Consider the following 13,688-nt stretch of genomic DNA (forward strand, 5'->3'; position numbering starts at 1 on the left):
TAACTCTATCGATTGATTATTGACCAACTCATAAATCTTCTTAATTGCCCCAACTAAAGAGCGTTGATAAGATGCACTAATATTGTCTTGAAATACTTTTTCATTAATAAAACCCTCTATTTCAGCATTAGGTATTTCGTTGAGCGTACGATATTTATTCATATACTCTAAGAATATTTGTGCATAACCACAATACGATTTTATGGTATTATTGGCGTAGCGTTGCACTTTCAATCGGTCGTGTAAGGTTTTTAATATTGTTTCGCTATCCATACTTAAATAAATCTAATTTAACCTATTTTGCTTCGCTATCCACAAAAAATAACTTACTAAGTATCTAATTTACAAAAAAGTAATTATATTAGCAACAGATTTTACGAAATGCGCATATAGGTGTTGTTTTACGAAACTACACCGTGTTTTATTTCGTGAAATAACAATGTTGGCGGTAATTTGAAGAAACGGTTAACAACGAAAAACAATCAAGAAAATGAAGATATAAGTAACTGTAAGGTAGAATAAGAATTGAAATACCCTTTACAATGCAAAGTAGAAAGGGTAAGTATAAATATTAAAAAATTAGAAAATGATACAGTTACAAATGATTGACAAAACAAAATCAATAGCTCAAAATGATAAAAATATTTCTGCCGTATTTATGTACGGGTCATTTACCAAAAATGAAGGAGATAAATATTCAGATATTGAGTTCTATATCTTCTTAAAGGACAAAGAAAATTTTTCGGCTGAAAATTGGGTAAGACAAATTCATCCTTTGGCATTATATTTTACCAACGAGTATGGAAGTGAAGTTGCTATTTTTGAAAATATGATAAGGGGGGAATTTCATTTTTTGACAAACGACCAAATGGAAGTTATCAAATCGTGGGACGGTTTGGTAGAGTTTAGCGACTTTGACAAAATGATTTTAGTAGATAAAGAAGACTTATTGACTAACACTCTCAAAGAAATCAAAACTAAAATACCTGACCGAACAACAAGTGAAAACACCTTGTGGTTAAGTCAATCATTGTTGAATGTTTTACTGACAACAAGCAACTTAATTAAACGACAGGAATTTGCTCACGCTTACCAAAGTTTATCAAACACTCAAAAATACTTACTTTGGCTAATCAGAATTGAGACATCTCAAACTAAACATTGGGAAAGTCCTACAAAAAGTTTAGAGAAAGACATAGCCCCAGAGTGGTATTCATTATTTCAGCAGACAACATCAAGATTAGACCCGACAGATATTAAAACAGCTTTCAAGAAGTCTTTAATATTGACCGAAAAACTTTTCGACAATCTTGGAGTTGAAGCAAAATTAAAGGAGTTATTAAGTAGAATTGAATAAAAAAACTACCGCCAACATTGTATAAACGTAATGCGGGTGAAAGTGCTAAATTTAAATGAATTGAATATTAATAAACATAAGCTTAAACCGAAAGTGAAGTGCTTCTAATCCCGCACTACGCTTATACTTGACCGTTGGCAGTCATTGTAAGAGAACACGACATCAAAAAATAATATGAGTGAAAAATTAAAAATTTTAGCTAATAAATACAGAGAATTTGAATTCAATATTTCTTGTATAACTAATAAACCAAATGAGTATAATGTAAACTCAAGAAGTTTTTTTAAAACCCCAAGTCACCCTTGGGTAAAGTTATTTAGAAACAAACAAACAACTTCTGAAATAGAAAGTTATGATTGGCAAAATTCTGTTGGAATTGGAACTTTCACAGGTTTGAATGATTTAGTCTTGATAGATATTGACGGATGTTCCGATTTGAACATTTTAAAAAGAATTTTACGCCATTTGAAACTGCCAGAAAATTACGAGTGGGTCGTTGAATCAGGTAGTAAAAATGGCTATCATATTTATTATAGAGGAAACAAGATAGATGAATGTGACGATGATGACGTAGTTTCAACATTTCCGCCAAAAGCTGAATTCGAAAAATACATTGATAAAGTTGAATTTCTATGGAAAACTCATACAGTATTACCACCATCGGTACACGGTTCAGGAAATAAATATTCTTTTATAAACACCGACTTCCCAAAAGCAAAACCATTATTTATAAATGACAATATCATTTACAATTTTATTGACACATTTTTAGATTTTGAAGAAATTGAAGGTGGAGGTGGTTATGGGGAGGTTTTAACTTTGATTTCATCAAAGACTGAATTTATAAATGACTTTGATGAAACTGATTTAACTAAATATTTGTTAGATGATATTTATTTAATCATAGACATTGAAACATCAGGATTACCTGTAAAGACATCTTTAAATACTACATATCCCGAAATTATTCAAATTTCTTGGGTTGTCACAAATAAAAAAGGAATGATTCTAAAGAAAAACTCATTCATTATTGACACTCCTTTTATTAAAATTAACAACCATTCCGATTTTGTAAATATTGATTTTGAAATTGCTCGAAAAGTTAAATTTCCTTTATCACACGTTTTGAAAAAATTGACCGAAGATATTAAAATGTCTGATTATATTGTTGCTCACAATATAGAATTTGATATTGAAATTTTAGGACATTATTTTATTAAAAACTATGGTGTAAATCCATTTAAAAACAAAAAAATGATTTGCACAATGAAGTCAACTGTGGACTTTTGTAAAATATCAAATAATTATGGATATAAGTATCCGAAACTTTCAGAGTTATATTTTAAACTTTTTGGTTTTGAAGTAACAAATTCCCACAATGCAGAGATAGATGTTTTACACACATTGAAATGTTTTAAAAAATTAAAATCATTAGGTAAAATATAGCATTGTGGACTTTTTAAAAAATATAAATATTGGTTTCAAACTCAAAGATGGTAAAAAGATTAATGAAAATTTAAACCAATTTTTCGTACAGAATAAAAGTGAAATTTCATTTCAAAAACATCCGTTAGGCTTTAAATATTATAAGTTAGGTAATATATCAAACTCTGAAGAGTTTAGACTGCATTTTTGGATAAACACATTTGACAAACACGATAACGATTTACAGATTCACGACCATTCATTTGACTTTGAATCATATGTCCTGAACGGATGTATTGTTAATAATAGATATAAAATTATTAGTTCAAACAATTATAATGGCTATGTGTATGATGTGAAATTTAGAAACGAAAAATCCAAGCTTATTTTAAATCAGGAAAACTGTTCAATTTTACTTGAAGAATCTGTTAATATCAATTGTGGAGAATTTTACAAAATGCCTAGTAATGATTTTCACGAATCAGTAAATAACGAAGAATTGACAGTAACTTTATTAAAAATAACAAAATCAGAAAATAAAATTGCTAGAGTTTTTTCTCCTAAAAAACTTATTTCTTTAGATTCTTATGAAAGAGTAAACTTAACATTTGAAGAAAATAACAAGCTGATTGATAAAATCATAACCCTAACAAAAACAGTTTAAAATATGGAAACATTTATTGCATTTTTTGATGTACTTGGATTTAAAGAGATTATAAATAACAATGATTTGACTGAAATGAAACGATTGTTTGGTCATTTATTAAGAGATACACAAACGGCTTTAAGTGATGAAAAATTAGTACAATCTAGTCAAAGTATAATTGTACCTGATCTAAAAAATCAAAAAGTTAACTGTTTACACGTTTCAGACAGCATTGTCTTTTGGACAAACGGTCAAACAGAAGATGATTTTATGGATTTAGTTTCTGTATGTCATACATTTTATTGGCGTTCATTAAAAACAACTTTTCCAATGAGAGGTTGTTTAACTTTTGGAGAAATAGAATTTTCTCCAAGTACTATTAATTCAATTAATGGTGTTAATTTTTACAATTATTCTTTGTTTGGCAAAGGGCTTGTAGATGCTTACACAAAAGCAGATTCTATTGAATATGTAGGTTGTATATTAGACAATCTTGCTATCAGTAAAGTAAAAGATTCTACTATCAATAATTTAATTTACGACCAAAAAATATGTATGTATAAAGTCCCTTTTAAATATGGGGAAAATTACGAACACGTTTTTAGACCAGTAAAATATAACCACAATGATGTTTCTTTTAGAAACACAGTCAACAAAATTAAAAGTTTATTTACATATGCTTCCAAAACAGACATAAACAAAATGCCCGAAAGTGTTAAAAGAAAAATGAACAATACTATTGACTTCATTAATTATTTTAGAGAAACAGACCAAAAACCAACTGAATGAGAAAACAACGAACTGCCAACAAGCGTTTGGCAAAAAAGCGGGTTCAGTGTTTAAATGAAGCTTTGTGCTTCGTATCAAATTAAGTGCTGACAGAAAGTTTAGTGCTTCGAAATTCGCTTCTTCGCCAAGCGCCAAACCGTTGTGCGTCAGTGAAAAAAGCCAACGCTCGGTCAAGCACATTTGGTTTTTGCCAACGCTCAAAGCCAACACCGAAAACCAAAAGAGCTTGCCCTTCCCACCGCTACAAAATAAAATAATCCGAATTAAACTTTGTAAATCCAAAATACTTTTATAAATTTGGACAATTATTGTCTAAAACAATTTTGACCAATGAAAACATTAGGCGACACTTTAAAATGTGCCAGAGAGGAAAAAGATTTGATTCTACGAAAAGTTGCAGCTGAAGTAGATATCGACCAATCTCTGATTAGCAAGTTTGAGAAAAACGAAAGAAAACCGACAATGGAGCAAATCATCAGACTTGCAAAATTTTACGGATTGTCCGAAAGCCAATTGATTATAAGTTGGTATTCGGAAAAAATTGCCGATGAACTAAAATATACAGAATCTACTTCCGAAATATTGAAAGTAGCAGAAGAAAAAATTAAATATTATAAAGCTCAAGAAAATGGAAAATAAGAAAATGAAAGTTGCGGAATTATTTGCAGGAGTTGGAGGTTTTCGTCTTGGACTTGAAAAAAGCAATTATGAAATCGTTTGGAGTAATCAATGGGAACCTTCAACCAAAACGCAACACGCTTCTATGGTTTACGAAGCTCGTTTCGGAAAAGAAAACCATTCAAATGAAGATATTAATGAAGTCGTAACAAGAAATGTAGAAGAAATACCCGATCACGATTTATTGGTTGGTGGATTTCCTTGTCAAGATTATTCTGTTGCAACAACATTACATAATTCAAAAGGCTTAAAAGGGAAAAAAGGTGTTCTTTGGTGGTCAATACACAGAATTTTAGAAGAAAAACAGAACAAACCAAAATATCTTTTTTTAGAGAATGTCGACAGACTTTTAAAATCGCCAGCTAAACAGCGAGGACGTGATTTTGCGGTAATGTTGCAAAGTTTGAATGAACTAGGTTATGCGGTTGAATGGCGTGTAATTAATGCAGCAGAATACGGAATGCCACAAAGAAGAAGAAGAGTTTTCTTTATTGGTTATCATAAGTCGACAGAAATTTACAAAAGACTTCAAAAGTCTAATAAGATTGATTGGTTAACAGAAGAAGGAACAATTGCGAATGCTTTTCCTGTAGCAAAAACAAAACAAATACAAGAATTTAAACTAAAAGGAGATTTAGTAGAAATAACAAACAATTTCAATAAAACAGGAAAACTGTCGCCTTTTCAAAATACAGGACTTCTAATAAAAGGTAAAGTTTACACAACTAAAACTGAACCAAATTATGATGGGAAAAAGACTGTTTTAGGCGACATCTTACAAAATGGAGAAGTTCCAAAAGATTTCTTCATTGATGAAAAAGATAAGAAAAAATGGGAATATTTAAAAGGATCTAAAACAATAGAACGAATTTCAGGTGAAGGTCATAAATACAACTATTCAGAAGGAGGAATGATTTATCCAGATGCTTTAGATAATGCTTCAAGAACCATAATTACAGGAGAAGGTGGAAAATCGCCTTCAAGATTTAAACACGTAGTTGTTTCTGACAGGGGCTTAAGAAGATTAACACCAATCGAATTAGAAAGGCTAAATATGTTTCCTGATAATCACACAAAACTTGATGGAATTACAGATACAAAAAGAGCTTTTTTTATGGGAAATGCTTTAGTAGTTGGTGTCATTGAAAAAATAGGAGAAGAACTTTACAAACAAATAAACCAATTCGAATATGCTTGATATTACCTCGCCAGATTCAATTATTACTTTTGCAAAACAACTTAAAAACCAAACATTAAGGCAAGTTTGTGGTGCTGAAATAGAGGAACACGGATACAAAGGAAAAGGAAATTATGGTCAAATATTAGAAAAGTTCTATTTCGGCTATGAACCCAATTCAGATGCCGAGCCTGACTTTAAAGAAGCAGGAATTGAACTAAAATCAAGTCCTTTAAAAACTTTGAGAAATGGAGAATTTCGCTCAAAAGAAAGACTTGTTTTAAACATCATAAATTATTTAGAGGTTCATAAAGAGGATTTTGAAACGAGTTCATTTTGGAAGAAAAACGCACATTTACTTTTGGTTTTTTATCTTCACGACAGAGATTTAGATTTACTCGATTATATAATAAAATTAGTTGATGATTGGCAATATCCAGATGAAGATTTAAAAATAATAAAACAAGATTGGGAACTTATCAACCAAAAAATTAAAGACGGAAAAGCCCACGAATTATCAGAAGGAGATACATTCTATCTTGGCGCTTGTACAAAAGGTTCAACTGCCTTAAAATCATATAGAAATCAACCATTCAATGATGAGCAAGCTAAACAAAGAGCTTATTCTTTAAAACAAGGTTATGTAAATCACATAATAGCAAATATCGCTCAAGAAGAAACTGCCGTTTATGGTAAAATAATTGAACGGCCAGGAATTTTAGATGAAGTACGATCAATTGAAGAAATAGTAATTTTAAAGTTTCATCCATTTTATAGCAAATCTGCTGAACAAATTGAACGAGAATTAGGTTTAGACCTAAATCAAAAAGCCAAAAGCTACTTTGCGAATCTAACAAATGCAATTCTTGGACTTCAACTTGGGCAGAAAATTGAAGAATTCGAAAAAGCTGATATTCAGGTAAAAACAATCCGACTTAAAGAAAACGATTTACCAAAAGAAGATATTTCATTTCCTAATTTTGAATATCAAGAACTTTTAGAAACTGATTGGGAAGATTCGGATTTCAAGAACATTTTAGAAAGTAAATTTTTCTTTGTGTTCTATCAGTTTGAAGGAGAAAATTTAATTTTAAGAAAAGTGAAGTTTTGGAATATGCCACATTCTGACATACTTGAAGCGAAAAATGTTTGGGACGAAATGGTGAAGACAGTTTCAAATGGAGAAATCGTAAAAGAAGTAACTGACAAAGGAGTCAGGAAAACGTACTTCCCAAAGAAAACTGAAAATCGAATAAGTCACGTAAGACCTCACGCAAGAAATGCAGCTGACACTTTTGAATTACCTGTTGCAGATAAATTGACAGGATTGACAGAATATACCAAGCATTGCTTTTGGTTAAATGCAAGTTACGTGAAAGATGAAATTTATCTGAAATAATGCCAACGCTTCGGTAAAATGGAAATAACCATATTAAATAATGGAAACTAAAAAAAATTATAAAATGTAGAATTTTTACAAACCATGTCAGAATGAGAATTGATATACATACACATACCAAAAAAGTAAAACAGGGTGATTCTGAACACCGTAATATTGACGTTGAGAAGTTCACAGAAATCATTAGGGAAACTGACGTGAAAATTTTAGCTATAACCAACCATAATCATTTTGATTTCGAACAATACATAGAATTTAAAAATAACGTTGAAGGAATTTGCCAAATATGGGCTGGCGTAGAATTTGATATACTCGAAGAAGGACGTAGAGCTCATTTAATCACAATAGTCAATCCAAAAAATGCACAAGCATTTAGTGAAAAAATAAATGATATTATTGGTACTGCTTCTGCCGATACTTTTACAATTAGCCTTGAGGATGTCGTAAGTAATTTTGATGGACTTGACGCAATCTTCATTGCTCACTATCACTCAAAAAAACCAAGCCTTACAGACAAAGATTTAGCTAAACTTGAAAGCTTGGTTTTAAATCCTAAAAGGGTTTTAAAAGAAGCTTCAAATTCCATTTCAGCAGGTATTTATATCAATCACGGACACAACTCTATCCACGGTTCAGATGTTCAAAATTGGAGCGATTACATAAAAGATTCAACAAGTTTACCTGAATTAAGATTACCCGTAGAAAGCTTCGAGCAATTTTGTTTGCTACTGGACAAAGACGATACCACTATCAAAACTATTCTTGATAAAAAGACAAAGGAAACTATCCAACTAAACCCATTTAATAATGTAGCTGAACTTATGGATATTGATATTTACAATGACATAAATATTCTATTTGGCTCAAAAGGAACAGGGAAAACAGATATTTTAAAAGCTCTTTCAAAATATTATAATGGTAAAGGTTTCAAAACTGAAGTATATGAGTCAAATTCAAAAAAAATTGATGACGTTTTTGATCTTAAAGGCACACAACTAACAATTGACATTGAACAATTAGGAATTGACGATTGCTCTGCGGAATTAGTTTCATTGAGAAATGCAACCGAAAAAGAAATAACGAGTTTATCAAAATATAAAGATTATTATTCTGTAGATGCAACGAATAAAATCTCAAAAAATATAAAGATTGATAAATTTACTACTCTTGATGAAAATTCACCTAAAAGAAGTTTTGAGGATATCAAAAATAGTTTGAAAAAATTTCAAGAATTCAAGAACTATTATTCCGCAGATACAAAACTGATAGAAATTATTGGTAATGACCTTTTGGGCGATTTAGAGAACGTTATAGATAGGATTATAGAAAAGATAAACTCTGAATCAGGAGAGCGATTTATAGACTATAAAAGTATTAGTTTCTTTAATAAATTAGTAAAACTATTTGTATCAGAAATTTCCAAGAAAACCGGACAGCCAGAAAAACCGACAAAAACAGGGTTTGCCGAATATGCAAGTAATAGAATCGCCATTGAAAAAGATGTCAATAGAATTCTTGAGAATATTTCAAAAACAATTGAGCCAATTATTGAAGAAGTAGGCAATTTGGGCGATAAAGGGAAATTGTATTGTAAAACCAATTTATTAATTCAAAACGGAAAAATTTCTGATGCTAAATACAAACATACCAATAGCACAACAAAAATTCCACAAAAATCAGTTGCAGATAAAATAGAGCTCATTTCAAAACATATTTATGCGAATACTCTGTTTGAAAAAATAGATGAACTTAAAAAAATTGAGAGTTCTGAATCTGTTTCATCAATTAATGATTTATTGCTTTTTCACAAACATTTTACATTAGATGATGAATTTTATACGCCTTCTAACGGCGAATCATCAATGGTTCTTTTGCACAACGAGTTGATGAAAGATAAAGAAATTTATCTTATTGATGAACCTGAAAAAAGTCTAGGAAACGATTACATAAGTGATGTTATTGTTCCGTTGATAAAAGAAAAAGCTAAAAGTGGTAAAAGAGTTATTATAGCAACACACGATGCAAATATTGCTGTTAGAACATTGCCATACAACTCGATTTATCGTGAACACGACATTAATGGTTATTACACGTACTCGGGTAATCCATTTTCCAACAGTTTAGTTTGTAGTTCTGATAAAAAAGAAAATTTGGATTGGAAATCAATAAGTATGAAAACATTAGAAGGCGGAAAATCTGCTTTTGGAGAAAGAGGAAAAATATATGGAAACACATAACGCAACAATTGAAAGAACAGATAGTAGTGCAACTTTAAAACTTGTGCTCGGTGAAACTACATTTGACATTGTTTTAACAGAAGACAAGCCCAATGATGTGAAGACTGTTTTTAATAAACTATTAGAAGAACTAAAAAATGGTGAATATGATTTCAACTTAACGGATGAAAAAGAGGACTTGTATTTTCACATTTGCAAAGAATATATAACGCAACTGAATGCAGAGTTAAAGAGCACTTACAAGGAACTTGAAGATAACGGACTATTGAAAACTGAATAAAAATGCTAATGCTAAAAGCCATACACATTTGCAATTCACACCAGCCAACACTGCAACAAAAATTGCAAAAGAGTATGGCTTTGACAACGCTAACGGACAGACAACCGAGAAAGAACACCGAACGCACAACATCACCTATACGCAAGCAGGGGTTTTGTACTTCGTAGGACAGGAAAGTAGTAAAATTAAAGTTCAGTTCTTCGTAGGAGGTTTAGTGGTAAAAGTCCCTGCCTGCGTATAGCTGAGAACCGTTATGTGAAAGAATAAAACGGCACCTCCAAAAAGAAAGTGCCGTTTCGAAATTAAATTTATAAATTCTCAATCCACTACTTCTGAAACAGTTGATTTTTCTATTAGAAAAATTCCGTCAAAAGCTTCTTCTATTTCAGTTTTTAGGCACATCGAATCAAATCGAATCTTATTACAATTTTTTAATTCCGTACTTCTGTTCATTAGTAAACAGCATTCTTTTCCTCCAAATTCTTGCATAATAAATTCAACAGAATCCGACTCTGGAAAATCAAGTGGAAATTTATCAACCCTAAAGCCAAATTGATAATCATTATCAGGATACAATGCCGCAGTTTCTCCACGTAGATTAGTTATTGCAAATGCTTTATATTTTTCTCCAAAAGTCATCGAAAGTCTTTGCCCCATTGGATAACAACTAATAAATCCATCAAAATCTACCGGAGTTTTTTGAATGTGAGCATTGTGGGCAACCAAAATAATCTTTTTACCAAGTGAATTTTTCAAAAACCAATCAATGCTTTCTGCCATATACTGGTCTTTTGCTCCCATATCTCCTTCAATTCCCCTTTCAGTAATGAAACTTTCCATAGCATCAGCATTATAATTCATATAAATCAAGCCTTTAACTTGATGAACTATCGATTGAAATTCTAAACTTTCTAATTTTGGTTGAAGAGTAATCAAACGAATGTAAACTTTTAATAGCAATGCTTTTAATTCATTATGTTCAGCTTCATCAAAAAGCGATAAATTTAACGCAAGCTGAGAAGTCGAATAGAAATCAAATTTCTCAGCAAGATTTAAAATCTTCTGTAAGACATCAGAAGAAACGATTGAAAGTCTTTGCAAATAATCAGATACAATACGAAAGTTTGGAAAATAAGAACCTCCATTTTTAGGAATATCCACACCTAAAAAGGTAATTTGATTATTATTGTCTTGATTATACCGACGAAGCCATAGCAAAGTATCTTTAAACTCATTTGGATAATAAAAGTGTGACAGTAACTTATCCAAATCGTCGAATGGAATTTGTGATTTTATCCACTTATCAACTTCTAATCCTTCAGAAAAACCAAACTCAAATGCCAAGGTGTCAAAATCACATTCAGTTACTAAAAACTCAATAACTTGATGCCTGAATGTAAAAAACTCTTTTATGAAATGTGAGTTTTCGCCTAAACCAACAATTGTAGAAGAATCAAAATATTCTCGAAATCGAAAAAGACTTTGTTTTATGGATGTATTATTTTCCGAATTAAACGGAAAAGTTAAGGGTTTTATATTTTTCATTATTACCTTATTTTAAATTAAAAATTAACGTACCAAATAGCAACCGTCTCAAAAAGACGATTTAATAATTTACTTTAATTTTTAATTACCAAGGCTTGCTGAAATACATAAAATGTGAATTATTTGAATACAAAGATACTAAAAATTCCTTCACATAATAACTAAGCTTTCGTCTTGCCCGGAGGGCACGAGATGAAAGCCCGTTGAACGGAACCGTAGGAAGCTAATAAAGTATTATGGAGTTTTCGAAGTGCAGCTTTAAGATATACGAGCAGTAATTTTACGATTACTGCTTTTTTTTATGTTTGTTTTTACTTTTTTACACTGTTTTTCGATGCAAAAAAGCACAAGTTCCCTTACCCGTAAAAGTTAATTCACAGGCGCAAGTTTATTTTCGATAAGATAGGCTTTCGGTGGTCCTCTTTGCCCAAAAACATGCAAGGTAATCAGATTACCGACTTTACAGCAATAGCATTTTTTATGTTGCGTTTTGGGTTCAATTATTGGGCGTACAACATTTAACTCTTTTTGTAATTGCTGGAGCTTTCCGCGTTTCCAACTGCTGCTTAGAATTCCGTAATGTCTGATTCGCACAAAGCGTTTGGGTAAAATATGTAAGCTAAATCGTCTTGCAAATTCTTCGTTTTTTAAGGTGAGTTGCTTGGTTTTACTGCCGTCTTTATAATCTTTATAATTAATAGTAACCTCGTGATCGGTTACGTTCTTTATCCGATGATTGCTTATCGCAACCTTGTGCGTATATCTGCCTAAATATTCAATCACTTGCTTTGGCCCACCAAAAGGTCGTTTGGCATAAACCACCCAATTCTTTTCAAACAAACCTTGTAAGAGTTGAGTATCCGCTAATTTTTCCTTGCGCAACAACGCTACATATTTGGCCCGAAAAACCTTACTCAAAGCTTTTACTGCAAACAAATATTTATCGGTTTTTATCTTGCGTTTCCAATTGCCATTTCTATCAATTCCACCGCCAGGAACAATGCAATGTAAATGCGGATGCAAACTCAAATTTTGTCCCCAAGTATGCAAAATGGCGATCATTCCCAATTGCAATCCTTCTGTTTTTCCAAATTGAGACATTGTAGCCCAAGTTGCTTCAAATAATATGCGATACATGATTTGCGGATGAGAAATCGCTAAACCATTGAGCGTATCGGGCAACGTAAATACCAAATGATAATACGAACAAGGCAACAAATCTTGCTCGCGAGCTTGTATCCATTCTTCACGTTTGTGCCCTTGACATTTGGGACAATGCCTGTTTCTACAACTGTTGTAACTGATGCTAATATTTCCACAAGCATCACAAGCATCTACATGTCCGCCCAAAGCTGCTGTTCTACATAAAGTCAATGCCCGTAAGGTTTTCTCTTGATGAACCGTAAAGTTTTGGTTGGACAAATCGACCTTTCTAAGCACATCGGCTACCTCCCACTGCGGCTGCATAAGGCAAAAACGGTATCTAATGGGCTGTGTACTTTTTGTTGTTCCAATTGGCAAACGTGCAGGTATTCCATTGTGGTTTCTACTCGTTCGTGTCCCATCAGTTTCTGAACCTGAAGAATATTCACGCCATCTTCCAACAAGTGTGTAGCGTAGCTGTGACGCAAGGTATGCGTGTGAACGTCTTTTAAAATTCCAGCTTTTCTACAAACCGACTGAATCGCCCATTGAACGCCACGTTGACTATAACGCGAATCAAATCCTTTGGCATCTTTGGTGTTGCCAGTAAATAAAAAAGTAGTCGGATGTTCAATTGAAATGTACTTTTTTATCCCTCGAATGAGATGATCAGAAAGCGGAACATAACGATCTTTTTTACCTTTGCTTTGAACGATATGAAGCAATTTTCGATCAAAATCTAAGTGTTTCAATTCAATATTTCGAACTTCCATGCAACGCAGACCACAACCGTAAATCAACCCGATGAGCAAGCGATGTTTTAACAAATCGGCATGTTGAAGCATTCTCCAAATTTCTTCTCGACTTAGTATTACGGGTAGTTTTTTTTCTTTAGGAATCGATGGTAAATGAAGATGATCGTAAGGTAAATTCTCTGTTTTTAAAAGAAATCGAAGTCCGTAAACCGTGTGTTTAAAATACGATTGCGAAGGTGAATTGGAACGTTGTTGCA

Annotated in this window: 14 protein-coding genes; 10 read left to right on the forward strand and 4 right to left on the reverse strand. The window is 32.0% G+C overall.

Annotation, left to right across the window (positions count from 1 at the left end):
• The coding region (locus H4K35_RS15040) for a phage integrase N-terminal SAM-like domain-containing protein (protein WP_182628746.1) at nucleotides 1-273 on the reverse strand (273 nt) is incomplete at its 3' end.
• A 313-nt stretch (nucleotides 274-586) separates the two neighbouring features.
• Between H4K35_RS15040 and lnu(I) the strand changes: the two genes are divergently transcribed.
• The 10 genes from lnu(I) to H4K35_RS15090 all read left to right on the forward strand — a co-directional run bounded on the left by lnu(I) (nucleotide 587) and on the right by H4K35_RS15090 (nucleotide 10,229).
• Complete coding sequence (lnu(I), locus tag H4K35_RS15045) at nucleotides 587-1,357, forward strand: lincosamide nucleotidyltransferase Lnu(I) (protein WP_182628747.1); 771 nt, start codon at nucleotides 587-589, stop codon at nucleotides 1,355-1,357.
• A gap of 174 nt (nucleotides 1,358-1,531) precedes the next feature.
• Nucleotides 1,532-2,803 carry a bifunctional DNA primase/polymerase gene (locus H4K35_RS15050; RefSeq protein WP_182628748.1) on the forward strand — a complete coding sequence of 424 codons (1,272 nt, stop codon included), beginning with the start codon at nucleotides 1,532-1,534 and terminating at the stop codon, nucleotides 2,801-2,803.
• A 4-nt stretch (nucleotides 2,804-2,807) separates the two neighbouring features.
• On the forward strand, nucleotides 2,808-3,446 hold the full coding sequence (locus H4K35_RS15055; RefSeq protein ID WP_182628749.1) for a hypothetical protein: 639 nt from the start codon (nucleotides 2,808-2,810) through the stop codon (nucleotides 3,444-3,446).
• A gap of 3 nt (nucleotides 3,447-3,449) precedes the next feature.
• Nucleotides 3,450-4,217, forward strand: coding sequence for a hypothetical protein (locus tag H4K35_RS15060; RefSeq protein ID WP_182628750.1), 768 nt, complete (start codon nucleotides 3,450-3,452; stop codon nucleotides 4,215-4,217).
• A gap of 330 nt (nucleotides 4,218-4,547) precedes the next feature.
• Nucleotides 4,548-4,856 (forward strand): helix-turn-helix domain-containing protein, encoded by a 309-nt coding sequence (locus H4K35_RS15065; protein ID WP_182628751.1) that lies wholly within the window; start codon nucleotides 4,548-4,550, stop codon nucleotides 4,854-4,856.
• Entirely contained in the window at nucleotides 4,846-6,093 is a 1,248-nt protein-coding gene (locus tag H4K35_RS15070) for a DNA cytosine methyltransferase (RefSeq protein ID WP_182628752.1), read from the forward strand. Before H4K35_RS15065 ends, H4K35_RS15070 begins: the two co-directional genes overlap by 11 nt.
• Nucleotides 6,086-7,471: a Sau3AI family type II restriction endonuclease gene (locus H4K35_RS15075; RefSeq protein ID WP_182628753.1), complete on the forward strand. Its 1,386-nt coding sequence runs from the start codon at nucleotides 6,086-6,088 to the stop codon at nucleotides 7,469-7,471. Before H4K35_RS15070 ends, H4K35_RS15075 begins: the two co-directional genes overlap by 8 nt.
• 92 nt (nucleotides 7,472-7,563) lie before the next feature.
• Entirely contained in the window at nucleotides 7,564-9,708 is a 2,145-nt protein-coding gene (locus H4K35_RS15080; protein ID WP_182628754.1) for a hypothetical protein, read from the forward strand.
• Nucleotides 9,695-9,988, forward strand: a complete 294-nt coding sequence (locus H4K35_RS15085) for a hypothetical protein (RefSeq protein WP_182628755.1) — start codon at nucleotides 9,695-9,697, stop codon at nucleotides 9,986-9,988. Before H4K35_RS15080 ends, H4K35_RS15085 begins: the two co-directional genes overlap by 14 nt.
• 28 nt (nucleotides 9,989-10,016) lie before the next feature.
• Nucleotides 10,017-10,229, forward strand: a complete 213-nt coding sequence (locus H4K35_RS15090) for a hypothetical protein (protein ID WP_182628756.1) — start codon at nucleotides 10,017-10,019, stop codon at nucleotides 10,227-10,229.
• Nucleotides 10,230-10,306: 77 nt separating this feature from the next.
• Here H4K35_RS15090 and ere(D) read toward each other — a convergent pair whose 3' ends face one another.
• The 3 genes from ere(D) to H4K35_RS15105 form a co-directional block, all read right to left on the reverse strand.
• Complete coding sequence (gene ere(D), locus H4K35_RS15095; protein ID WP_095073170.1) at nucleotides 10,307-11,533, reverse strand: EreD family erythromycin esterase; 1,227 nt, start codon at nucleotides 11,531-11,533, stop codon at nucleotides 10,307-10,309.
• A 369-nt stretch (nucleotides 11,534-11,902) separates the two neighbouring features.
• Entirely contained in the window at nucleotides 11,903-13,000 is a 1,098-nt protein-coding gene (locus H4K35_RS15100; RefSeq protein WP_131540136.1) for an IS91 family transposase, read from the reverse strand.
• On the reverse strand, nucleotides 12,979-13,688 hold a 710-nt coding region (locus H4K35_RS15105; RefSeq protein WP_220497702.1), incomplete at its 5' end, for a tyrosine-type recombinase/integrase. The genes H4K35_RS15105 and H4K35_RS15100, both read right to left, overlap by 22 nt.

It is taken from the genome of Myroides sp. NP-2, assembly GCF_014145665.1.
Classification (GTDB): Bacteria; Bacteroidota; Bacteroidia; order Flavobacteriales; family Flavobacteriaceae; genus Flavobacterium.

Bases quoted from the DNA above. Each gene is read 5' to 3' on its own strand.
- H4K35_RS15065 (WP_182628751.1), top strand. From the start codon at position 4,548: ATGAAAACATTAGGCGACACTTTAAAATGTGCCAGAGAGGAAAAAGAT.
- H4K35_RS15050 (WP_182628748.1), top strand. From the start codon at position 1,532: ATGAGTGAAAAATTAAAAATTTTAGCTAATAAATACAGAGAATTTGAA.
- H4K35_RS15100 (WP_131540136.1), bottom strand. From the start codon at position 13,000: ATGCAGCCGCAGTGGGAGGTAGCCGATGTGCTTAGAAAGGTCGATTTG.
- H4K35_RS15060 (WP_182628750.1), top strand. From the start codon at position 3,450: ATGGAAACATTTATTGCATTTTTTGATGTACTTGGATTTAAAGAGATT.
- H4K35_RS15070 (WP_182628752.1), top strand. From the start codon at position 4,846: ATGGAAAATAAGAAAATGAAAGTTGCGGAATTATTTGCAGGAGTTGGA.
- H4K35_RS15080 (WP_182628754.1), top strand. From the start codon at position 7,564: ATGAGAATTGATATACATACACATACCAAAAAAGTAAAACAGGGTGAT.
- H4K35_RS15085 (WP_182628755.1), top strand. From the start codon at position 9,695: ATGGAAACACATAACGCAACAATTGAAAGAACAGATAGTAGTGCAACT.
- H4K35_RS15075 (WP_182628753.1), top strand. From the start codon at position 6,086: ATGCTTGATATTACCTCGCCAGATTCAATTATTACTTTTGCAAAACAA.